Source organism: Acinetobacter sp. ACZLY 512 (assembly GCF_023614015.1).
GTDB lineage: Bacteria > Pseudomonadota > Gammaproteobacteria > Pseudomonadales > Moraxellaceae > Acinetobacter > Acinetobacter soli.
In genome coordinates this window covers 1-22699 of sequence record NZ_JAKIVI010000006.1, presented here as the reverse complement: position 1 = coordinate 22699, position 22699 = coordinate 1, and the positions used below count along the sequence as shown (strand labels likewise).

At 41.8% G+C, this 22699-nt stretch carries 21 protein-coding genes; 9 read left to right on the top strand and 12 right to left on the bottom strand.

Going from position 1 to position 22699, the window contains the following annotated elements:
• The first annotated feature begins 17 nt into the window (after window positions 1–17).
• Window positions 18–1064 (top strand): NADP(H)-dependent aldo-keto reductase, encoded by a 1047-nt coding sequence (locus L2096_RS08190; protein WP_048764015.1) that lies wholly within the window; start codon window positions 18–20, stop codon window positions 1062–1064.
• Between the two features lie 53 nt (window positions 1065–1117).
• On the opposite strand, the gene L2096_RS08185 is transcribed toward L2096_RS08190, so the two are convergent.
• The 5 genes from L2096_RS08185 to L2096_RS08165 all read right to left on the bottom strand — a co-directional run bounded on the left by L2096_RS08185 (window position 1118) and on the right by L2096_RS08165 (window position 6179).
• A complete protein-coding gene (locus L2096_RS08185; RefSeq protein ID WP_004936586.1) occupies window positions 1118–1897 on the bottom strand; it encodes a M48 family metallopeptidase in 780 nt (259 codons plus the stop codon).
• 115 nt (window positions 1898–2012) lie between these two features.
• Window positions 2013–2324, bottom strand: a complete 312-nt coding sequence (locus tag L2096_RS08180) for a hypothetical protein (RefSeq protein WP_250365214.1) — start codon at window positions 2322–2324, stop codon at window positions 2013–2015.
• A 109-nt stretch (window positions 2325–2433) separates the two neighbouring features.
• On the bottom strand, window positions 2434–3753 hold the full coding sequence (locus L2096_RS08175; RefSeq protein ID WP_004936582.1) for an adenylosuccinate synthase: 1320 nt from the start codon (window positions 3751–3753) through the stop codon (window positions 2434–2436).
• Window positions 3754–3822: 69 nt separating this feature from the next.
• Window positions 3823–4989 carry an ATP phosphoribosyltransferase regulatory subunit gene (locus L2096_RS08170; RefSeq protein WP_250365213.1) on the bottom strand — a complete coding sequence of 389 codons (1167 nt, stop codon included), beginning with the start codon at window positions 4987–4989 and terminating at the stop codon, window positions 3823–3825.
• A gap of 164 nt (window positions 4990–5153) precedes the next feature.
• Window positions 5154–6179 (bottom strand): type I glyceraldehyde-3-phosphate dehydrogenase, encoded by a 1026-nt coding sequence (locus tag L2096_RS08165; protein WP_250365212.1) that lies wholly within the window; start codon window positions 6177–6179, stop codon window positions 5154–5156.
• A 466-nt stretch (window positions 6180–6645) separates the two neighbouring features.
• Here L2096_RS08165 and alaS point away from each other — a divergent pair, with 466 nt between their 5' ends.
• The 3 genes from alaS to csrA all read left to right on the top strand — a co-directional run bounded on the left by alaS (window position 6646) and on the right by csrA (window position 11129).
• Window positions 6646–9282: an alanine--tRNA ligase gene (alaS, locus tag L2096_RS08160; RefSeq protein ID WP_250365255.1), complete on the top strand. Its 2637-nt coding sequence runs from the start codon at window positions 6646–6648 to the stop codon at window positions 9280–9282.
• A gap of 65 nt (window positions 9283–9347) precedes the next feature.
• The gene (locus L2096_RS08155) at window positions 9348–10628 is read left to right on the top strand and encodes an aspartate kinase (protein WP_004936569.1); all 1281 of its coding nucleotides are present in this window, start codon (window positions 9348–9350) and stop codon (window positions 10626–10628) included.
• 246 nt (window positions 10629–10874) lie between these two features.
• Complete coding sequence (csrA, locus tag L2096_RS08150) at window positions 10875–11129, top strand: carbon storage regulator CsrA (RefSeq protein WP_004925987.1); 255 nt, start codon at window positions 10875–10877, stop codon at window positions 11127–11129.
• Between the two features lie 72 nt (window positions 11130–11201).
• On the opposite strand, the gene rnhB is transcribed toward csrA, so the two are convergent.
• On the bottom strand, window positions 11202–11789 hold the full coding sequence (gene rnhB, locus L2096_RS08145; protein WP_004936567.1) for a ribonuclease HII: 588 nt from the start codon (window positions 11787–11789) through the stop codon (window positions 11202–11204).
• 23 nt (window positions 11790–11812) lie between these two features.
• Window positions 11813–12193, bottom strand: a complete 381-nt coding sequence (locus L2096_RS08140; RefSeq protein WP_104124812.1) for a hypothetical protein — start codon at window positions 12191–12193, stop codon at window positions 11813–11815.
• A gap of 200 nt (window positions 12194–12393) precedes the next feature.
• On the opposite strand from L2096_RS08140, the gene L2096_RS08135 reads away from it, so the two are divergent.
• Complete coding sequence (locus L2096_RS08135) at window positions 12394–12945, top strand: cytochrome b (protein WP_004946473.1); 552 nt, start codon at window positions 12394–12396, stop codon at window positions 12943–12945.
• 38 nt (window positions 12946–12983) lie between these two features.
• On the opposite strand, the gene L2096_RS08130 is transcribed toward L2096_RS08135, so the two are convergent.
• The 3 genes from L2096_RS08130 to L2096_RS08120 form a co-directional block, all read right to left on the bottom strand.
• Window positions 12984–13982, bottom strand: coding sequence for an adenosine deaminase (locus L2096_RS08130; RefSeq protein WP_004936559.1), 999 nt, complete (start codon window positions 13980–13982; stop codon window positions 12984–12986).
• 62 nt (window positions 13983–14044) lie between these two features.
• Entirely contained in the window at window positions 14045–15364 is a 1320-nt protein-coding gene (locus tag L2096_RS08125; RefSeq protein ID WP_004936556.1) for an NCS2 family permease, read from the bottom strand.
• Window positions 15365–15758: 394 nt separating this feature from the next.
• Entirely contained in the window at window positions 15759–15962 is a 204-nt protein-coding gene (locus L2096_RS08120; protein ID WP_004936555.1) for a hypothetical protein, read from the bottom strand.
• A gap of 581 nt (window positions 15963–16543) precedes the next feature.
• On the opposite strand from L2096_RS08120, the gene L2096_RS08115 reads away from it, so the two are divergent.
• Window positions 16544–17998, top strand: coding sequence for a SulP family inorganic anion transporter (locus L2096_RS08115; RefSeq protein WP_250365211.1), 1455 nt, complete (start codon window positions 16544–16546; stop codon window positions 17996–17998).
• 52 nt (window positions 17999–18050) lie between these two features.
• Here L2096_RS08115 and L2096_RS08110 read toward each other — a convergent pair whose 3' ends face one another.
• Window positions 18051–20249, bottom strand: a complete 2199-nt coding sequence (locus L2096_RS08110) for a TonB-dependent receptor (RefSeq protein ID WP_250365210.1) — start codon at window positions 20247–20249, stop codon at window positions 18051–18053.
• 420 nt (window positions 20250–20669) lie between these two features.
• Here L2096_RS08110 and L2096_RS08105 point away from each other — a divergent pair, with 420 nt between their 5' ends.
• The 3 genes from L2096_RS08105 (at window position 20670) to L2096_RS08095 (ending at window position 22178) form a co-directional block, all read left to right on the top strand.
• Window positions 20670–20939: a hypothetical protein gene (locus tag L2096_RS08105; protein ID WP_004936547.1), complete on the top strand. Its 270-nt coding sequence runs from the start codon at window positions 20670–20672 to the stop codon at window positions 20937–20939.
• 408 nt (window positions 20940–21347) lie between these two features.
• The gene (locus tag L2096_RS08100; RefSeq protein ID WP_149931348.1) at window positions 21348–21791 is read left to right on the top strand and encodes a universal stress protein; all 444 of its coding nucleotides are present in this window, start codon (window positions 21348–21350) and stop codon (window positions 21789–21791) included.
• A 168-nt stretch (window positions 21792–21959) separates the two neighbouring features.
• Entirely contained in the window at window positions 21960–22178 is a 219-nt protein-coding gene (locus L2096_RS08095) for a DUF1653 domain-containing protein (RefSeq protein ID WP_004936541.1), read from the top strand.
• A 7-nt stretch (window positions 22179–22185) separates the two neighbouring features.
• On the opposite strand, the gene L2096_RS08090 is transcribed toward L2096_RS08095, so the two are convergent.
• On the bottom strand, window positions 22186–22392 hold the full coding sequence (locus L2096_RS08090; RefSeq protein WP_004936538.1) for a KTSC domain-containing protein: 207 nt from the start codon (window positions 22390–22392) through the stop codon (window positions 22186–22188).
• Window positions 22393–22699: the final 307 nt, after the last annotated feature.

The following is a 22699-nucleotide window of genomic DNA, read 5'->3' as shown; positions in this document are numbered from 1 at the left end:
TTAAGGGAATACTTAGTATGCAATTTAATCGACTCGGTCACAGTGATATAAAAGTACCTGAAATTTGTTTAGGCACCATGACCTTTGGCGAACAAAACTCCCAGCAAGAGGCCTTTGAACAGCTCCATTACGCGCTCGAACAAGGGATCAATTTTTGGGATACCGCAGAAATGTATTCGGTTCCTCCTAAGCCTGAAACCTACGGCGCCACAGAAAAAATTTTAGGACAATGGTTTGCACAGCATGGTCAGCGCGATCAGGTATTTTTGGCATCGAAAATTGCGGGGCCAGCCTTTGGGGGAAGTCATATCCGTGAAGGAGAAACGCGTTTTGGTCAACATATTTCCGAAGCACTCGACCTATCCTTAAAACGCCTCCACACAGATTATATCGATTTGTATCAGTTGCACTGGCCAGAACGTAATACCAACTTTTTTGGCACATTAGGTTATGCAAACGCACAAGCAGAGGCCGAGTACGATGTACAGGCAATGCATGACACCTTAATTGCGCTGCAAAAAGAAATCCAAAATGGTCGAATTCGTTATATTGGTTTATCGAATGAAACCCCTTGGGGCACCATGAAGTTTTTATCACTGGCAAAAGAGCTGGGTGTAGATCGTTTTGTGAGTATTCAAAACCCTTATAACCTGCTAAACCGAACCTATGAAGTAGGCATGTCGGAAATTGCCAAATATGAAGGTATTGGGCTATTGGCCTACTCGCCATTGGCTTTTGGTTATTTAACCGGTAAGTTCAGACATGGCGCACGCCCAGCCAATGCACGCGTCACACTTTTTCCGCGCTTTACCCGCTATAGTAACCCTCAAAGCGAATGGGCCACCGAGCGCTATGCACAATTGGCAGAACAACATGGCCTAACTCTAACTCAACTGGCACTGGCCTTTATCAAACAGCAATTCTTTGTAACCAGCACCATCATTGGTGCCACCAGTCTTGATCAGTTAAAAGAAAATATTGCTGCGTTTGATCTCACACTCGATCCAGCGCTATTACAAGAAATTGAAAAGATCCATATTCAACAACCTAACCCTGCGCCTTAAGCTAAACAGACAAAAAAAAGGGATGCGATGGCATCCCTTTTTTCATCATTTTATTAACGGCGGTTGTTATAAACAGCCATTGCAGCAGGTAAATTCTTGCGCATTTCACCAATACGCTGTGAATTTGAAGGGTGAGTCGATAGGAATGACGGACCACCTGCACCTTCGAGTTTATTCATTTTTTCCCACAATGTAATTGCAGCCTGCGGGTTATAACCTGATTTAGCCATGAGCATGAGACCACCGTAATCGGCACGTGTTTCCAAATTACGAGAGTACGGTAGACCTACACCGACCTGACTGCCTAAATCGAGTGCAGCAGAGCCAAACTGACCAATACTGTCACCCGCATAGGCTTTGCCTAAATTCAGCGCTAAGCCAGTAAGATTTTGAGCACCAAGCTTACTTTTTGCATGCTCTTCTAAGGCGTGGGTCATTTCATGTCCCATTACGGCAGCAATTTCGTTGTCAGACAAATTAAGCTTATTGACAATTCCGGTATAAAACACAACTTTGCCGCCTGGCGCAACATATGCATTAATGGTATCCGACTTGATCACCGCCAGTTGCCATTGGAACGGCTGACCTGTCTGATTCATCTGGTTGGCATATGGAATCATACGCTGCATTACAGTATTAATACGTCGATAGGTCGATGAGCTGGTATCGAGTATGCCTTTTTGCTGTGCTTCTTGTCGCATTTGCGAGAAACTTTGCGCTGCACTGGCATTTAAGGTCGCAGAATCTGTGCCTGAAAATTCACCTAAAGACGCACATCCAGAAAGTGAGATGGCTGTGGCCGCGCAAAAACCCATTAAAAATTTATTATTCATCGTTTTACTCCAGAACGCGACATGAACGAGTGTATGTCTCTGTTTTCGGGTGCATTATATTTAAAACATATCGAAGAATTGAGAAAACATCATAGGATTTATGTAACCAGTGTGATTAAACCACTACAAAGTACACCCAAGAGGCCAAACAACATAAGTCCACCACAAAGTAAAACTTCGATAATGGTTTGATTTTATTATCGAGTACCACGTTGTTGCGCTTGACCAGCAAATAGCTATTTTGAATAAGCACAACAGGAACCAGCACACAGGCGATAATTACGGTCAGACCAATAAATGCAGTTAAAATTAAATCGGGATTCTGGGTTTGAATGCGTGCAATCCACATGCCGATGGTGGGTGCACCGCCAATTGCAAACAATAATGAATAAAAAATAGTTTGTGCAATATTGGGCAAAATTTTCATTGATCGATTCTGCTTCTGTTCATCTTTAATGGTTATTTTTATTTTAACAATATCCAAAAGAAAAGCTCCGTTAAGGAGCTTTTCTTTAGTCGTAGGTCACGGCATTTTCTTATGCAGAAAATGGATGACGCAATACGATCGTCTCTGCACGGTCTGGACCCGTCGAGATAATGTCGATTGGACAACCAATCAGTTGCTCAATACGTTTTACGTAGGCAATTGCATTGGCAGGTAACTGATCTACGCTGGTTAGACCCACTGTAGATTCCGTCCAGCCCGGCATGCTTTCATAGATAGGTTTCAAGCTTTCAAATGAAATCGCATCTGAAGAACCTGCACAGCCTGAATCTGTATTTTCATAACCCACACAGATCTTCACTTCTTCTAAACCGTCTAAAACGTCGAGTTTAGTCAAGCAAATACCAGAAAGTGAGTTTACATCAACCGAACGACGCAAAATTTCTGCATCGAACCAGCCACAACGACGCTGACGACCAGTTGATGCACCAAATTCGTGACCCACAGTACCCAAGTGCTTACCAACTGCATCACCTTCATCGGTCGCTGCATTGTAAACCAGTTCCGTTGGAAACGGACCAGAACCCACACGCGTGGTATATGCTTTGGTAATACCAAGCACATAGTCAAGGTGCAATGGCCCCATACCCGAACCAGAACTTACACCACCTGCTGTAGTGTTTGAGCTGGTAACAAACGGATATGTACCATGGTCGATATCAAGCAATGAACCTTGCGCACCTTCAAACATGATCGCTTTACCTTCTTTGCGGTAATCATGTAGAACTTTGGTGACATCAATGACAAGTGGTGCCAAAACTTCGCGCCATTCGTTGCACAGTGCAAGTACATCTTCAAACTTCACTTCTTCTACACCGTAGAATTGAGTGAGCTGGAAGTTGTGTAGCTCAAGCATTTCTTGAAGTTTTTCTTCAAGTGCTGCACCACCGCGAACCAAATCGGCAACACGTACTGCACGACGCGCGACCTTATCTTCGTACGCTGGACCAATACCACGACCTGTTGTCCCGATTTTGGCATTGCCGCGCTTTTTCTCACGCGCTTGGTCAAGAGCAATGTGGTTTGGCAAAATAAGTGGACAGTTTGGAGAAATACGTAAACGTTCCTTCACAGGTACGCCTTCTTCTTCCAAAATTGCCATTTCTTTAATTAATGCAGCAGGCGAAAGTACCACGCCATTTCCAATTAAGCACAACACGTTTTCACGTAAAATGCCTGATGGAATGAGGTGCAATACAGTTTTCTTTCCACCTACGACAAGAGTATGCCCTGCATTGTGCCCGCCTTGATAACGTACGACTGCAGCCGCCTGATCTGTGAGCAGGTCGACGATCTTACCTTTACCTTCGTCGCCCCATTGGGTACCGAGTACCACAACATTTTTGCCCATAATAGCCTCATTACATCATGCTGTTAAAATTGAACATTTATTTGCCTTGCATGCTTGGCAAACAAACACTTAAATCTTGTGAATTGTCCATTGTGCTTGCGCAAACACCATCTGATGCGTTGCATAAGGTACTGAACTTAAATCGTCGTTGCCAAGCAGTTGAATCACGCGTAATCCATTGTGACGTGCCTGTGCAATTGCAGCTTGTAACGCTGGTTCTTGTCCAGCAGGTGCCACCACAATATCGATCTCTTTGAACTGCCCGCCACACAGTGCGTATAAGTCACAACTAAAACCTGTCGCAGGACGTGCGCGACCAAAGTGCTCACCAATGCCATCATAGCGCCCGCCTTGTGCAAGCGGTGCCGCACGATTCGGTGCGTAAACAGCATACATGAGGCCTGTGTGATAGTGGTAACTGCGTAGTTCAACCACATCAATGCCAATATGTAAATTTGGCCAGCGCGTTTGAATTTGTGTCAGTGTGGTTTTTAAATCATGCAGTGCACGGCTAAACGCGGTGTCACTTAACACATCTTGGCTTAAATGCTGCTCAAGCGCATTTAAGTCACTTGCATAACGTCCGAGTGCATAAAAATCCGAACCAAACGGCAGTGTTTTCGTCACTTGCTCAAGCTCCGGCAATGCCTTGCGTTGATACAAGTCAGATAAATCCTGTTCGGTTTGCTTGTTTAGGCCAGCACGTTTAACCAGACTACGAAACAGTCCAACATGTCCAAGATCTAGATGTAAACCATCTAGCTTTATAGCGTGCTGAATCAGTCCAAGCATCACATCGACCATTTCGATGTCTGCTTCTAGGCTTTCATGACCATAGAGCTCTGCACCGAGTTGTAATGGTGCACGCGTGGAATTGAAATTCTGTGGTTTTGTATGTAAGACCGTGCCCGCATAGCAATAGCGCGCTACACCGTCGATTGAGCGAACATGGGCATCAATACGTGCCACTTGTGGGGTCATGTCTGCACGAACACCCAGCAACCGCCCAGAAAGCTGATCGATCACCTTAAAAGTGACCAAATCAAGGTCATTGTTAGACTCTGATAATAAAGACAAAGATTCGATATATTCGATAAATGGTGTATATACCAGTTGATAACCTCGGGATGCGAGGAAATCGAGAGCTTGTCGGCGAAGTGTTTCGATTACTTGCGCTTGTTCGGGTAATACATCTGCAACCCCGTCAGGGAGCAACCATGTCTCTGAAATCGGCATGTTTCAAACCTAAAATCTGTTTAAGGCGGCATATAACCCGCATAAAAAAATCGGGAACACACCCGATTTCTCCTAGTCTAGCACGATACTTTCACGCATGCACCTGAGAATTTTAGGATTTATTACATATCCACAAATTTAATTCTGTTTCAGGTGCTTAAGCCTCAACCATGGAAGGATTCGCACAAATCGAGCAATCGATTTGCATAGCCCCACTCGTTATCGTACCACGCAAAAACCTTGGCCTGACGCCCTACTACGAGTGTCTGGGTTAAATCCACAATCAATGAATAAGGCGAATGATTAAAATCACTCGATACGAGCGGCTCGTCGGTAACGGCCATGATTTCGGCATAGTCGAAGCGTGCAGCCTTACTGAGCACCTCATTTAAATGATGCACCGTAACCGCAGATTGTGCCACAAAACTTAGATCAATCGCGGCAACATTGATGGTTGGAACACGAATCGAATACCCTTCTATACGGTGTTCCATTTTAGGCAAAACACGCTTTAATGCACCTAAGGCACTCGATGTAGTCGGAATAATATTTTGACCTGATGCACGTGCCCGGCGTAAGTCCCGATGTGCATGATCCAAAACAGCCTGATCGGCAGTGACAGCATGTATTTCAGTCATCAGTGCTGTTTCGATGCCAAATGCATCATCGATAATCTTGACCAAGGGAACCAACGCCTGCGTGGTACAGGACACACTGGAAATGATTCGATCTGTTGGTTTTACATCGGCGTGGTTGACGCCGTACACAATCGCTGCATCGACTTTATCGAATGGCGCTGCACCGATAATCACACGTTTTGCCCCAGCGCCCAAATGCCGAATAGCATCGGCATGTGATCTAAACAATCCGGTACATTCTAGTACAACATCCACATCAAGCGCTTTCCAAGGCAGATTTTCAGGTGCTTCTTCACGATACACCCGTACTTTGAGTGTTCGCCCATGCGCCTGAATCGACAAATAAACCTGCTCATTTTCAATTTCGATGGCAACCTGACCATGAAAAGGTCCATGCGTGGTATCGTACTTAAATAGATGCGCGAGTGTTTTCACATCGGCAACATCATTTAATGCCACAATTTCAAAGTTAAACGACTTCGGATTTTCGAACCAAGCACGCAGAACATTTCGACCAATTCGACCAAAACCATTAATGGCAATACGTTGCATGGTAAATCCTTGACACACCAAAACTTAAACTGCATCTATGGTAATGGATTGACCCGATTGAAGATAGCCTTCCACTGTGCTTAAACGCTGCTTTATTATTTTTTAACCGGCCATGTTGATGTCTGATTTTAGAGTTAAAAGCGAATATCAAAAATAGATGCACATTTTTCAAACAAATAGATTGCTATACAAAGCGAGGCAATTTTGTATCAATTGATTGAAAAATAACTCTTATCTTGAGTTAGAGAATTTAAGACGCACAGTTCAGGGGTTAAATTGCACAGTTTTGTCATCATTTCTCTTTAAAATCATTGGTCGAATGGGTATTTTCCGTTATAATTTAGCGCTTTTAACATTTATGCCACGCCGCAATTTAGTGCTTGTTTAAAATCGATGATCAATACAAATTGCGTGCATATAGCCTATTAAGAATTTATGGAGTGACTTGGTTGTGAGTACTCGTTTTATGACATCAGCTGAAATCCGTGAAGCGTTTTTGCGTTATTTTGAATCGCAAGGCCACACACGCGTTGAATCGAGCTCACTTGTCCCAGCCAATGATCCAACACTTCTTTTTACCAATGCCGGAATGAACCAGTTTAAAGACTGCTTTTTGGGCCTTGAAAAACGTGATTATGTTCGTGCTACGTCGTCACAAAAGTGTGTCCGTGCAGGCGGCAAGCACAATGACCTCGATAACGTAGGTTATACCGCACGCCATCACACCTTTTTTGAAATGCTCGGCAACTTTTCTTTTGGTGATTATTTCAAGCGTGATGCACTGCATTTTGCATGGGATTTTCTGACCAACGAGCAATGGTTAGGCCTACCAAAAGACAAACTGTATGTGACGGTTTATCACACTGATGATGAAGCCTACGACATCTGGAATAAAGACATCGGTATTGCAGCTGAGCGTATTATTCGTATCGGCGACAACAAAGGTGAAAAGTACGCCTCAGACAACTTCTGGGCCATGGGTGATACAGGCCCTTGTGGTCCTTGCTCAGAAATTTTCTATGATCATGGCGATCATATTTGGGGTGGTTTACCGGGTTCTCCAGAAGAAGATGGCGATCGTTTCATCGAAATCTGGAATAACGTCTTCATGCAGTTTAACCGTACCGCCGATGGTGTTTTACATCCGCTCCCAGCACCTGCGGTTGATACTGGCATGGGCCTTGAGCGAATCAGTGCAGTATTACAACATGTCAACTCCAACTACGACATCGACCTGTTTCAGCATTTGATCAAATCTGCCTGCGAGATTATTGGTGTTGAAGATAACGGCCAACCGTCATTACGTGTGGTTGCCGATCACGCCCGCTCTTGCTGCTTCCTGATTGCAGATGGTGTAAATCCATCAAATGAAGGCCGTGGTTATGTATTGCGTCGTATCATTCGTCGTGCAGTTCGCCATGGTAATAAATTGGGTGCAACAGGCTCGTTCTTCCACAAAATGCTACAGCCATTGATCGATGTGATGGGCGATGCTTATCCACAGCTCAAAACCGATCAAGCACGCATCGAAGCCACACTCCTTAAAGAAGAAGAACAATTTGCCAAAACACTTGAGCAAGGTCTTAAATTACTTGAAGGCGAACTTGCTCAGCTTTCTGGCAAAGTGATTCCAGGCGAAACCGTTTTCAAACTATACGACACCTATGGTTTCCCAACAGATTTAACCGCAGATATCGCACGCGAACGTGACCTTGAAATCGATCAAATTGGTTTCGAGCGCGAAATGGAAGCACAGCGTCGCCGCGCACGTGATGCGGGCAAGTTTGCAGTCGACTACAACAGCATTGTGAAAGTTGATGGCGAAACTCAATTTGATGGTTATGATGCAACTTCGGGTCATGGCCAGATTATTGCCATCTATAAAGATGGTGAACAAGTTGACGAAATTGCAGAAGGTGATGAAGCCTTAATCGTGCTGAATCAGACACCATTTTATGCTGAAAGTGGCGGCCAAATTGGTGATACCGGTATTTTCAAAAACGATACCGGTATTTTTGAAGTACAAGACACTAAAAAATCTGGCGGTGCCTTTGTTCATCAAGGTATTGTCACCATGGGTAGCCTTAAAGCCACTCAACAAGTTGATGCGATTGTTAAAGCAGATTTGCGTGCTGCAACGGCCCGCAATCACTCTGCTACGCACTTGTTACACGCGGCCCTTCGTCAAATTTTAGGTACGCATGTACAGCAAAAAGGCTCTTTGGTTGCAAGCGATATCCTGCGTTTTGACTTTGCCAATGATCAACCTGTGAGTTTTGAACAATTACAGCAAGTTGAACAACTGGTTAATCGTGAAATTATTGCCAATACTGCTGTCGGTGTTGAAGTACTCGATATCGAATCTGCCAAAGCCAAAGGCGCGATGATGCTTTTTGGTGAAAAGTATGGCGATGAAGTGCGCGTACTTTCAATGGGTTCGGTGATTGACGAGCGCAACTTCTCGATTGAACTCTGTGGTGGTATCCATGTACAGCGTACAGGCGATATCGGCTTGTTTAAGATTACATCTGAAGGCGGTGTGGCTGCCAGTGTACGTCGTATTGAGGCGGTTACAGGCACCAAGGCACTTGAAGTTATTCAAAAAGCAGACACTGATATTCAGCAAATTAATAGCTTACTGAAAGCTCAAAAAGATCAAACTGTTGAACGTGTTCACGCTGCTGTCGAACAAACATCAGCATTGCAAAAGCAAATTGAACAGCTTAACCAAAAGTTAGCAAACTTCCAGGCGGCTGAACTTTTAAGCCAAGTTCAGACCGTAGCAGGTCGTTCAACACTGATCACCACTGTGCAGAATATGGATGCGAAATCACTTCGCAACTTACATGACAGTGTGAAATCAAAATTAGAGGATGCAGTAATTGTATTGGCTGGAGTTGAAGGCGACAAAGTGAGCCTAATTGCCTCTGTTGCCAAACAGTTCACTGCCAATCTAAAAGCAGGCGATATCATTAAGCATCTTGCAACCGAACTAGGCGGCAAAGGCGGTGGTAAACCTGACTTAGCACAAGGTGGCGCGCCACTAAACGAGAAGTTTGAGCAAGTGATTGCAGCATTACCTGCATGGCTTGAACAGCACTAAAACTTCACTTTTGTGTAACTGACCCTGAATAAGCCTCTCAGGGTCATGGCTTATATGGAACAACTATGGCATTAATCGTTCAAAAATATGGCGGTACTTCTATGGGTACTCCCGAGCGCATTTTAAATGTTGCTCGTCGTGTGAAGCGTTGGCATGATCACGGCCACAAGGTTGTTGTGGTTGTATCGGCTATGAGTGGCGAAACCAATCGCCTACTTGCTCTCGCGAAAGCCATTACCGACACCCCTGACCCACGCGAGTTAGACCAGATGGTTTCAACCGGTGAACAGGTGACGATTTCGATGTTAGCAATGGCACTCAACTCGATTGGGGTCGAAGCTAAATCATATACAGGTCGTCAAGTTGGTATCAAAACAGACAGCGCTTACAATAAAGCACGTATTGAATCGATTGATACCGACGTGATGACCGCAGATCTTGACGAAGGACGTGTTCTTGTCGTTGCGGGTTTCCAAGGGGTAGATGAAAAAGGCAACACGACCACATTAGGTCGTGGCGGTTCAGATACTACAGGTGTTGCATTGGCTGCCGCACTCAAAGCAGACGAATGTCAGATTTATACCGATGTGGACGGTGTTTACACCACAGACCCACGTGTTGCACCAAAAGCCAAAAAAGTGGATCGTATTTCTTTTGAAGAAATGCTGGAAATGGCATCATTGGGTTCAAAAGTTCTACAGATTCGCTCTGTAGAGTTTGCAGGAAAATATCAAGTGCCCCTCCGTGTATTGTCAAGCTTTGACAACGACAACGACGGTGCATTTGATGAAGAATTTAAACAAAACGTAGGTACACTAATCACAACTGAGGCGGAAGATACAATGGAACAACCGATTATCTCTGGTATCGCATTTAATCGTGACGAAGCAAAATTAACTATTTTGGGTGTTCCAGATGAACCGGGTATCGCCGCTAAAATTTTAGTTCCTATCAGTGCTGCCAACATTGAAGTCGACATGATCGTTCAAAATGTTGAAGAAGATGGAACTACCGACTTTACCTTTACAGTAAACCGTGGTGATTTGGCTAAAGCCAAGAAAATTCTTGAAGAAACTGCTTCAACCATTGGTGCACGTGAAGTCTCAACCCGTGATGATATTGTAAAAGTATCGATTGTGGGTGTAGGCATGCGTTCACATGCAGGTGTTGCAAGTAAAATGTTCATGGCTTTAGCTGAAGAAAGCATCAATATTTTGATGATTTCGACGTCTGAAATCAAAGTTTCAGTCTTGATTGAAGAGAATTATTTAGAGCTTGCAGTGCGCACACTTCATACTGCTTTTGGTTTAGACCGTGAGCATGGTGAAAGCAGCGCACGTGCTTAATGATTAACCAGTTAAGCCGAAGTTAGTTCACTTTTCAAAGAATCGTGACAAAAAATCAGGGCCACTATAGTGTTTTTTATAGTGGCTCTGCTATATTAGCGCTAGAGGTTTTTAAGAAAATTTCAACAGAATTTATAAGAAATTCTCATTTTCTAATAATTCTGTTAAAATTCTCTCAATTCCGAGGTTGTGTTTTCACTTTTTGAAAAAACTATCGCAGGTTTAGCATTTTGCAAGGAGATAAACATGCTGATTCTTACCCGTCGTGTCGGGGAAACATTAATGATTGGGGATCAAGTCAGTGTAACTGTGCTTGGTGTTAAGGGGAATCAGGTACGTATTGGTGTGAATGCACCGAAAGAAGTATCGGTTCACCGTGAAGAAATTTATCAACGTATTCAACATGAACGCGCAATGCATGAACATCTTCAGCACCTAGATCAAGATTATCAGCCTTCTTTTGAAGACGATAACTACTCTCAAAATAACTTTAATCGCTAAAGTTTTATTTATACCCTCCCAAATTAAAGCGGCTAATTTAGCCGCTTTAAACATTTTAGCAATTTCACTTTTCTATTGGTCTTGGTTTAAGGCACGTTTAACGGGTGCATAACTGCGTCTGTGCTCATCAATGACACCATACTGAGCTATTGCCTCAAAATGTACCTTGGTTGGATATCCTTTATGTTTAGCAAAACCAAACAATGGATATTTTTGATCCAGTTCAACCATTTGGCGATCACGAGTCACTTTGGCTAAAATACTCGCAGCACTAATTTCGGCATGCGTTGCATCTCCACCGACAATCGCTTCACAGGCAATTGTCATTCCCTTTGGAATCTGATTGCCATCTACAATCACTTTCATGGGCTGCTGCTGCAAGCCATCAACCGCGCGTCGCATGGCTAAAAAAGTAGCTTGCAGGATGTTGAGCTCATCAATTTCAGTATGTGTAGCTTCAGCAATCGACCAAGCCAATGCTTTTTCCTGAATTTCAATAAACAACTTTTCACGTTTTTTTTCCGTTAATTTTTTAGAATCATTCAATCCAGCAATGGGATGATCAGGATCTAAAATCACGGCTGCCGCTACCACAGAGCCGACTAAAGGGCCACGCCCTGCCTCATCGACTCCTGCAACAAATAGGTTGGTTTGTTCCAAAGTAAAACCCCAGATTGATTAGTTTAATTTAAGGTTTGTACCACACATTCACTCACGGTTTTAGTGACAATCTGATTGACAATAGTTGCTCGTGCAGCTGGGTCAAGACTGGCTGTTGCAATGTCCATCGTGGTCACACTATATGGTGCTTTTTCACTGACACAACCGCAAACTTCGGTTTGAATGCTTTGCTTTTGCTCGTTCGACATCACTTTGGTCGCACTTTTCCAAGCAGGTAAGGTTTCAATTTTATTCAGGCACTGAACATTGACCGCAACTTTTAAAGCTGCCATACCAAGTTGCGATGAACCAGAAGAGGTCTGTGCTGTTCCTGTGGTATTCATTGTGGTGCATGCAGTAAAAATCAAACATACAGGCAATACCATCAGCGCTAACTTTTTCAAGTGCTTCACCTTCAAAATTCAAATAGCGTATTGTGCCCAACTCCATCTATTTATGAAATAGCGTGATGCGCTTTAATCCGACAACCAGATCAAATCGTTCTGTTTCAAAGACACATCGTTACAAGTTCTTGGTTTTTAATCGCATCAAGACTTTTTATGATGGTGATATAAGAATGATGACCTTGTTGGGATTTAAAAAAATGGCTTCTTCCCCTCAGTATTACACGCGCACTGCTCAAATACTTCACTGGCTTATGGCGATTATCTTTATTGCCGCTTGGATGATTGGCTTTTATAGTGGCAACTTTTTAAGTTACGAAAACGATGGCAGCTTTAAAGGAGATGTGATTACGCTGCATAAAAACATTGCAACCACGATTATTTTTCTGGTGGTAATACGTCTTTTTTGGCGCTATACACATCCTGTTCCGCAGTTACCAGAGACGATGTCACCTGCGATGAAAACGTTTGCTCATATCGGGCATTTAGCGCTGTATCTTATTTTGCTTGCAATGCCGATTACAGGCTGCTTGTACAGCTGGAGTGCGGGCCACCCTGCACCTGTACTCTATTTATTTAATATCCCACAATTGATTGGAGAAAATCCTGAAGTCACCGCCATTGTAAAACCTCTACATATCTATATTTCATGGATTGCAGGATTCTTGGTGGTGGGGCATTTACTGGCAGCTTTGAAACATCATTTTATTGATAAAGATAACGTGCTCAGAAGTATGACAAGACAACGCTAGACACAAAAAAAAGCATCCCGAGAGGATGCTTTTTTCTTTTAAATGGCTTTGATTTCTTCAATCCATTTTTGCTTTTGCTCATCGGCAATAAATGACGCTTCAAACGAGTTAATCGCAAGTTGCTTTAACTCATCTTGACTTAAATCCAAAGCCTCTTGAATGGCAACAAAGTTATCATTCATATATCCGCCAAAATAAGACGGATCATCAGAGTTCACCGTAACCTGCACGCCTTGCTGAAGCAAACGGCGAATGTTGTGCTGCTTCATGTCATCGACAACGCAAAGCTTGAGGTTACTGAGTGGACACACCGTGAGTGGCATTTTTTCCTGAATCAGACGTTGCATGAGTGCCGGATCTTCTTCAGAACGAACACCATGATCAATACGATTCACTTTGAGTAAATCTAAAGCTTCCCATACATATTCAGGTGGCCCTTCTTCACCAGCATGTGCGACAACCAAGAAGCCTTCTTCACGCGCTTTTTCAAAAACACGCTCGAACTTCGAAGGAGGGTGTCCGACTTCACTTGAATCTAAGCCCACAGCAATAATATCTGATTTATACGGTAAAGCTTGTTCGAGCGTTTTAAATGCGTCTTCTTCGCTTAAATGGCGCAAGAAGCACATAATCAACTCAGAGCTAATTCCCAGTTGCTCCTTCGCATCTGCACAAGCGCGTTTTAAGCCGTTTAATACGATCTCAAAAGCAACGCCACGCTCAGTATGTGTTTGTGGATCGAAAAATATTTCTGTATGAACCACGCGGTCTTCCGCACATTTTTTAAAATATGCCCAAGCAAGATCATAAAAATCACGCTCATTGACCAGAACGTTAGCACCCGCGTAGTAGATATCTAAGAAAGATTGCAGATTGTGAAAGTTATACGCCTGTTTGATTTCCTCAACCGACTGGTACGGAATATCGATATGGTTACGCTGGGCAATTTCAAACATTAGCTCAGGTTCAAAAGTTCCTTCAATATGCACATGCAATTCTGCTTTCGGCAGGGCACGAATTAGTTCTGCTTGATTCATCCAAACTCCTTACAAAATAAAAAAGGGTGTAAGTCACTACACCCTTTAGTTTAAAACAAAAATTAACCGCCAAATGCTGCAAATTTGAAAACCCAAAGAACAGCAACAATCCAGACCATGTATGGTACGGTTTTAGCCTTACCAGTCAGCAATTTAATAATCGCATAGCTGATAAAACCCATTGCAATACCATCGGCAATTGAATAAGTAAATGGCATAAATACAATCGTGAGGAAAGCCGGTACCGCTTCTGTAATGTCGTCCCAATCAATATTGGTAATACCGTGAATCATGAGCACACCGACAAAGAGTAGCGCTGGTGCAGTCGCAAAACCAGGAACAGATTGAGCAAGCGGTGATAAAAACAAGCATGCTAGAAATAGCACAGCCACCACCACTGCGGTTAAACCCGTACGCCCACCTGCTGCTACGCCCGATGCCGATTCGATATATGGTGTTGTTGAAGATGTTCCCAAAGCTGCACCCGCAACAATTGCAGTTGAGTCGGCAAACAAGGCCTTTTTCAAACGTGGTAGCTTACCATCTTTAAGCAATCCGGCACGGTGCGAAACACCAACAAGTGTTCCGGTACTATCAAACAAATCGACCAAGAAAAACACAAAAATCACACCGATCATGGTTGCTGTAAACAGGCCTTCGAAGTCCATTTGCATAAATGTTGGTGCAATTGATGGGATGGCGCCGACTACACCTTTTAGCTCATTTAAGCCGAGTAGCGTGGAAAGACCAGTAATCGCCAGAATACTGATAATAATTGCACCACGTACTTTTAATTGGTGCAAAACTACGATAATGATGAAACCAAGAAAGGCCAACAAGACAGTTGGAGATTTGAGATTACCTAACCCCACCAGTGTGGCAGGATTATCTACAATAATACCGGCATTTTTGAGTGCTACCAGCGCCAAAAATAAACCAATACCGCCACCAATAGCAAACTTAAGTGACATTGGAATCGCATTGACAATCGCTTCTCGGATTTTTAAGAAACTAATCGCCAAGAAAACAAGACCAGAAATGAAAACGGCAGCCAAAGCTGTCTGCCAAGGCACACCCATACCCAAACATACAGAATAGGTGAAATATGCATTTAAGCCCATGCCCGGTGCCAATGCGATTGGGTAGTTGGCAATCAAGCCCATGACCAAACAACCAATTGCTGCAGCCAAACAGGTTGCAACAAAGACAGCACCGTAGTTCATTCCCGTTTCTGAAAGAATGATCGGGTTTACAATAATGATGTAACACATGGTCAAAAATGTGGTTACACCTGCAAGTACTTCAGTTCTGAAGTTTGTCTTGTTTTCGCTTAGCTTAAACAAGCGCTCAAGCAAACCTACTGAAGGATTAGGAGTGGTCATATCATCGCCCTATGAGAAAATTGAGCATTTCGTAATTCTGCGATCATGTTTACAGGCCACGTTAAAAGCACTGTATTGCACATGAAAAATCTGTTTAGGCCTGAGCAAATACTATGCCATCAGCTTGATTATTATTTATTTAAAATAATCAGTATGCTGGCTTTGGATAATGACAAAGGCTCCCCCAACAGAAAAAAGCCGCATGAGCATGCGGCTTTTTCAACCTAACGATTAAGTAATTCAGCCCCAATTGCTGTCTTTTAATCACTTAATACTTGACGGTGGATTATAACAGATTGATTTTATTTTGTTTATTTTTTTATAAATACATGTTTTTCTAAATTAATCGTGCAACAAATCAATTACTTATTTTTCCCGGCGGTCAACTTTTAAGTTAAAACTGCTCTTGAGTTGCACGCTCAGTTAGAAATTTGTGATTAATATGATTCGGATTGGCTTCAATCATTTTTATACCTTTTTCGGCATCTTTAATGATATGCAATATTTCTTGGCGTTTTTTGGCACGAGAATCTATATAGATCCCATAACCCAAGACCAATACAAGCCCAACAACGGACACAGCAGCTATTTTTTTCATACCTTAAAAATCTTATCAGTAAAATGAATTTTTCAGGCGCTCGACTGATGCAAACGCCACTTTGTGCCTACCATTTTATAGACACGCTATTAAACTATAAAACAACACTTTTTGACTACATTTTTGTGACTTAATTCACACTTATTCGCATTGTTACTGTACAAATGTCTTATTTTTGTCATTTATATCATGACATTAAAGGCATCATTTTATCTCTATCATACGATGCTTAGTTGATCATACTCTGATTACATTAAATCACAAAGAGCGCATTGTAGATTTTTAAGATATATAGATTTTTCCTTCAAGCTTAGGCTTTAATATGGCCCTTTATTTTACTCTTCCTCTCAAGCACTTCTTGGCAGCATGCACGCCCAACCTGTATTTTCATACCTGCATGTGTTAATCTACGCGCTTCAAAACCCACCTCCTCGATTTATTTACATGATCCTTACGCCACCTTAATTGATCTTCTTTTAGTTCTCATCAATTGAAATCATCACTGTCTGGTGATGTGGTGTAGTCGTGTGTAAATATCACATCGCTAGCCTGTACGAAATAAAAAATTTTATAGGCTTTTTATGTTTGCTCAAATTCAACAGCAATGGCTCTCCAATATTCGTGGAGATGTTCTCGCTGGTTTAGTTGTTGGTCTTGCACTGATTCCTGAAGCAATCGCTTTTTCTATCATTGCAGGTGTCGATCCACAGGTTGGCCTTTACGCTTCTTTTTCGATGGCAGTGATCATCGCATTTGTAGGTGGTCGACCGGCCATGATCTCAGCCGCCACTGGCGCGATGGCTTTGCTCATGGTGACGTTGGTCAAAGAACATGGACTGGACTATCTGTTTGCAGCCACAATTTTAACCGGGATTATTCAAATTATTGCGGGGCAGCTAAAACTGGCCAAGCTGATGCGCTTTGTGTCTAAGTCGGTTGTAATCGGTTTTGTAAACGCACTGGCCATTTTAATTTTTATGGCTCAACTCCCCGAACTGATACATGTCTCATCTTGGGTATATGTGTTCGTTGCGCTTGGATTAGCCATTATTTACTTGTTTCCTTACTTGCCCGTGATCGGAAAGCTTGTTCCCTCCCCATTGGTATGTATTGTTTTAATTACTCTCATCGCCTATTTAATGGGTGTAGATGTACGCACCGTTGGCGATATGGGGAATCTTCCCAATCAATTACCGCACTTTTTTATCCCTAATATCCCTTGGAATCTTGATACATTATGGATCATTCTGCCCTATTCTTGTGCAATGGCTGCAGTCGGCTTACTCGAGTCGATGATGACCGCCACAATTGTAGATGAACTGACCGACAGTGCCAGCAACAAGCATCAAGAATGCAAAGGTCAAGGTATTGCCAATATCGTTACGGGGATGATGGGTGGTATGGCCGGTTGCGCCATGATTGGACAGTCGATGATTAATGTAAAATCTGGTGCACGCACTCGACTCTCTACCCTAGTTGCGGGTGTGTTTTTGCTGATTTTAGTGGTGTTTATTAGTGACTGGCTCAAGATCATCCCTATGGCAGCTTTGGTTGCTGTCATGATCATGGTTTCGATCAGTACCTTCGATTGGGGATCAGTCAAAAATATTCGTCGCAACCCAACCACAAGTACTGTGGTAATGCTGGCAACCGTGGTAGTGGTAGTGGCTACCCATAACTTGGCGATTGGCGTATTGGTGGGTGTTTTACTGTCGGCATTATTTTTGGCACAAAAACTTGAAAATGATGTACATATTGAAACCTCCCATACAGACAACATTCGCCACTATGATGTACGCGGTCAACTCTTTTTTAGTTCATCAGAGCGCTTTGCACATGCATTTGATTTTTCTGAGGATGTTATGCATGTTGTGATTGATTTGACCCATGCACATATCTGGGATGTCACCACCGTGGCAACATTAGACAGCATCGTAGATAAATTCAAGAAAAATGGCGTTTTGGTGAGCGTAAGAGGTTTAAACGAAGCCAGCTCGATCATGATTGAACAATATGGTACCCACTCGAAGATATAAATACGTCAAAGATCACCCATGCAGGATTAAATCTGCATGGATGATTATTCATTTAAAACTGATAACCAAAGCGCAATAAAACATTGCGTGGCGTACCCGGTAATTCAGCCGAGCGCCAGTACTGCTTGTCGGTTACATTGTTTACTGCAAGCGTCACGTTCCAAGGTGCAAAGCTATAGCCAATTGCTGCATCGAGTCGTGCAAAGCCATTGATATGTACAGGCGTGCTGTTTAAATTACCATTTTGGTAAGCGTAAAACGAACCTTGATAAGTTACTCCTGTCTCAAAATACAGTTTTTCAGTTGGCAAATAACGAACAAATAGATTTGCTGTGTTTTTAGAAACTTTATCTAGAGGATTATTCTCTGTCAGCGGATATTGAATATTTTCTTTTACCTTTGCATCGGTATAGCCATAACCACCGCGGATAAACACGTTATCGCGTAATCGGCCAATAAAGCTAAATTCTGCTCCACGTGCCTCATGCTCGCCTGCAACAGCCCACAGATCAGGGTTGTTAATGGCATCGGGTTGATAGCGAATATTGTGTTTACGAATATCATAAACCGAAAATTGCGTGCTCAAACGCTGATCAAGCCAGTCACTTTTAATTCCAACCTCAAATTGATCGTTGTATTGAGGCTCGGCATTGACCACAGTACTCGAAACAGCGTTCACACCTGTTGAACCACCAAATGGTGCAAAACTACGGCTATACGACGTATAAATACTATGTGCATCGAGAGGCTGCCAAACTAAACCGATATTTGGACTAAACGTGCCTTCAGATTTTGAATAGTATTCATCTACGGCCAGCTTGTTTCTGATTTTGACCTGTGTAGATGAATCATAGATATCGTATCGGGCACCGAGCATCAGTTGTAACGAAGCGTTTAAGCGAATCAAATCTTGGGCAAAAAACCCTAAATTTAATGCTTCACTATAATTCTGAGTGGTGATCTGAGCATTTGCACGATCAAAAGTTTCAATGGTATCACCCGTGTACGGGTTGAAATACCCATATAACTGTGTACTGCCACTCGAATAATTCCCCAGTCTTGGCTCACGTCTCTCTTTAGTAACATCGGCCCCTAAAAGTACACGATGTTCGAAACGCCCAGTATTAAACACACCTGTTAAGTCAAAAGTATTGGTGATGGTTTTATTGGTGGTCTGTTGCCATGCATAGCTTTGACGAATGTAGCCCGGATACAAACATGTCGCGCTTTTTGTGGCGCAGTAAGTTCCACCAAAATAATTATCAAAATCTTGGGACGCTTCGCGGTAACTTAAAGCCCAATGAAAGTTCCAATTCGTCGCATATTGATATTTCAAATCAGTGCGAATCAAGTGTAATTCATCATCGATATAATCACCATCGTGCGCAAAACCTTGCTTAATTGATGGATACACACCACTTTTTGCCAAATCAAAATAAGATGGGCCGCGGTCTGGAATCCGATGCAATTTGTCGTAGGTATATTGAGTGGTCCAAGTGATTGTCTGGTCATCATTACGATAAGTCACACTAGGTGAGGCCATCACCTGCCGTTGCTGAATTCCGCGCCTAAAGCTGTCTGTTTCGCCATATTCACTGGTTAGGCGTACCGCCCAGTTTTGATTAATCGCATGATTTAAATCAATCGTTGTTCCGCGGTTGTTCCAAGAGCCGAGGTAGCCACCTACCGTACTTTTCGAATCGAAGTTGGCATATTTGCTGACCATATTGATCACACCACCTCCACCACTACGACCGTAGAGTACCGAAGCTGGGCCTTTTAAAATTTCAATTCGTTCAATATTGGCTGTACTACGACGAATTTGCCCGCTGTCACGGATACCGTCTCGATATATATCACTGGTGTCGGCGTTGAATCCTCTAAGCACAATCCCATCACCGCGTGTATCATAATTGGTGGTCACACCCGGTGTACCTTGTAACATCACACTTAAATCATTGGCACCATAAATCTTATACTTTTGCACATCAATGGTATCAATGGTCTGAGGTATATCTTTCTTATCTAGACCATTTCGTGTCACATTGGCTTGAGCATAATCCACATAGCTTTTGATCGGGTCAAGCTCGCTCATCGCTTCCAACGTCAGAGTTGGCATCACGGCAGTCGAATTTTTAACATCTTCATTTTGATTGGCAAAAGCGTATTGTGTTTGCACAATCATAAGACTAAGCAAGCTCAATCTGAAGGCTGCGGTTCCTGGTTGTTTAAAAAAACGTTTCTGAATCATCGACGCAATATCCAAAGTGGGGATACAAAGCGCAAATATTAATAAAAAACATTCCCATTTGCATTACTTTTTTTATACAATTTCTTAAATTTTACTTACAAACCAATCTCATATTATTTATTTGGTTTTATACCTAGAATTCGAATTTAAATCATTTACATATCATTTATTTGTTTAAATATATATTTAAAGTCTATCCATTCATTACAGATCTCGATTTATATATGTATACAAATACATCAAAAAATATATTTCAAATAAATCTTTTATTTTAATTAAATTAAAAAAAATAAAAAAAAGAAGCTTTTTGCAATTTTCTTTTCTTCTATTTTTATTATAAATATAAGCCTTAAAAACTTTATGACTTGATAATTAATTTAAAAGTTAAAACACGGTTAACGATTTAAGGAACCTATTTAGATGAATATTATTTTGATCGATCTAAGCCAGTCTCCCTCGAAAAACTTGGGATTAAAAACGATTGGTATTTCTCCTCAAGTAGGCGAATGGATTGAACTAGATCACGATAAGAGCTCCGCCATCTACGAAATTTTAACTATTGTGCATAAAGTAGATCGTACACCCGAAGTTTATGTACGCTATTTAGGCCACCTTCCCGAATTAATTCGCCAGCGTTTCTCTGTCGGTCAGAGCTTTAGTCTAGAAAGATGGGACAAATGCTTTAATTAAATCTAGAAAATCCAATGCGCATTAAACTGCGCATTGAGTTTAAAAATCTTCAAAGATACCATCAATAACGAGCATGCTAAATTGCAGACACTTTAGATACTTAAGTTATTTTTTCAGCGTATCTACACGATTATAAATATTATCGTTGCTTATCTTAACAATTTGAATTTGGTCATTATTTTAATAAAAAACTGATAGCATTCAGGTTAAACGAAAGAAGATGAAAAAAATTCAAAAAGATATTTAAAATCATTTTTCTCAGTTTATCTTATTGTAATTGGTCTTGTGGTTATTTGTATTTGATTTTATTATAAAATTAAAGGGAGATGATGCTTGGATTGTCCATCTGAGCTTAATCACTCTTTCGCACATTACATAACAATTACGCATAACATAGGAATAAACATTATGAGTTACCAACATATCTTAGTTCCCGTTGACGGCTCTGAAATTTCTTTAGCAGCTTTCGAACATGCTGCATCGCTCGCCAAAGCTTTTGGTAGCAAATTGACTGCAGTTAGCTTATTGGCTGAGGATCCGTTTAGCGGTGTCGATTTTTACTATGTATCCCCGATTATGAAAGACTACTTCATTGAAGCACAGGCAAAAGCACAAGAAACCTTGGCACATGTAAAGAGTACTGCGACTGTGCATGGTATTGAGGTCGAAACACAGATCGTAAAAGGTGAAGTGTCTGCTGAAGGTATCATTAAGGCTGCTGAAGATTTGAAGATTGATTTGATTGTGATGGGCTCACACGGTCGTAAAGGTGTTCAAAAGTTTTTCTTAGGTAGCTTTGCTCAAGATGTGCTAGGGAACACTGAACTTCCTGTTTTAATTGTAAAAAAATAGACTATATTTGGCTCTGCTCATCATTAATGTGTCAGAGCCGAATTTTTAACTCGAATTAATTAATTTTAATGCACTTCAATCAAACGATTGAATGCTGCGATTACCCGCTTTGCAAAGAATACGATAACATAGTAGCTTCTACAGCATTAGTATTTAAGGCGAGCGATCATGTCACTTCGTAAAGGCATATACCAGCATTATAAAGGTCAGCTTTACCAAGTTTTGCATGTTGCAAAACACAGCGAGACTGAAGAAGAATTGGTGATTTATCAGTGTTTATACGGAGATTACTCCATTTGGGCGCGCCCGCTCACCATGTTTATTGAAACCGTAGAACACGACAACGAAATCAAACCACGCTTTCAGTTTTTACATTGTGTAGACTAACGCTGGCTTATAAAATCGAAAGTCGATTAAAGTGTAAGTCAAATTCAATATACTTGTGAATGAAAGCTGCTTTATCGGTCGCACGTAATAAATTGTCATAGATAAATACAGGTACAGGATGGTATAAGGCCCCTGTACCATTCTCATAAAAAATTTTAAGATGGCGTGATATTGCATCGTATTGCCATGACTTAACACTCACCAGTTGCTGCATATAAGCTCCTTTTTCATACAAAAAGATCACTTTTTAGGCATCTTTTATTCTTTTGACATTACAAGAATCTGAATCGCGCACAAAGAGAATATTTGTAAAGTGAATGAGCTGTTAAATAAAATTTTGCTGACTAAAAGTCACATTTATTCAAAAAACCGATTGTATTGATAAAAACATACCGTTTCCCCTATCAATACATTTATCTTATTCTTCTCAACAAGTTAAATTATTTACTCCTTTGGAGCTGTTAGGCATGTTAGACCAAAATATCAAGACTCAACTTAAAACTTACCTAGAACGCTTAGAA

Coding starts and splice junctions, on each gene's coding strand:
- L2096_RS08115 (WP_250365211.1), top strand. CDS start 16,544: ATGTTTGCTCAAATTCAACAGCAATGGCTCTCCAATATTCGTGGAGAT.
- L2096_RS08190 (WP_048764015.1), top strand. CDS start 18: ATGCAATTTAATCGACTCGGTCACAGTGATATAAAAGTACCTGAAATT.
- L2096_RS08125 (WP_004936556.1), bottom strand. CDS start 15,364: ATGACCACTCCTAATCCTTCAGTAGGTTTGCTTGAGCGCTTGTTTAAG.
- L2096_RS08185 (WP_004936586.1), bottom strand. CDS start 1,897: ATGAATAATAAATTTTTAATGGGTTTTTGCGCGGCCACAGCCATCTCA.
- L2096_RS08110 (WP_250365210.1), bottom strand. CDS start 20,249: ATGATTCAGAAACGTTTTTTTAAACAACCAGGAACCGCAGCCTTCAGA.
- csrA (WP_004925987.1), top strand. CDS start 10,875: ATGCTGATTCTTACCCGTCGTGTCGGGGAAACATTAATGATTGGGGAT.
- L2096_RS08120 (WP_004936555.1), bottom strand. CDS start 15,962: ATGAAAAAAATAGCTGCTGTGTCCGTTGTTGGGCTTGTATTGGTCTTG.
- alaS (WP_250365255.1), top strand. CDS start 6,646: ATGACATCAGCTGAAATCCGTGAAGCGTTTTTGCGTTATTTTGAATCG.
- L2096_RS08130 (WP_004936559.1), bottom strand. CDS start 13,982: ATGAATCAAGCAGAACTAATTCGTGCCCTGCCGAAAGCAGAATTGCAT.
- L2096_RS08095 (WP_004936541.1), top strand. CDS start 21,960: ATGTCACTTCGTAAAGGCATATACCAGCATTATAAAGGTCAGCTTTAC.
- L2096_RS08175 (WP_004936582.1), bottom strand. CDS start 3,753: ATGGGCAAAAATGTTGTGGTACTCGGTACCCAATGGGGCGACGAAGGT.
- L2096_RS08105 (WP_004936547.1), top strand. CDS start 20,670: ATGAATATTATTTTGATCGATCTAAGCCAGTCTCCCTCGAAAAACTTG.
- L2096_RS08170 (WP_250365213.1), bottom strand. CDS start 4,989: ATGCCGATTTCAGAGACATGGTTGCTCCCTGACGGGGTTGCAGATGTA.
- L2096_RS08155 (WP_004936569.1), top strand. CDS start 9,348: ATGGCATTAATCGTTCAAAAATATGGCGGTACTTCTATGGGTACTCCC.
- L2096_RS08165 (WP_250365212.1), bottom strand. CDS start 6,179: ATGCAACGTATTGCCATTAATGGTTTTGGTCGAATTGGTCGAAATGTT.
- L2096_RS08100 (WP_149931348.1), top strand. CDS start 21,348: ATGAGTTACCAACATATCTTAGTTCCCGTTGACGGCTCTGAAATTTCT.
- L2096_RS08090 (WP_004936538.1), bottom strand. CDS start 22,392: ATGCAGCAACTGGTGAGTGTTAAGTCATGGCAATACGATGCAATATCA.
- L2096_RS08180 (WP_250365214.1), bottom strand. CDS start 2,324: ATGAAAATTTTGCCCAATATTGCACAAACTATTTTTTATTCATTATTG.
- L2096_RS08135 (WP_004946473.1), top strand. CDS start 12,394: ATGGCTTCTTCCCCTCAGTATTACACGCGCACTGCTCAAATACTTCAC.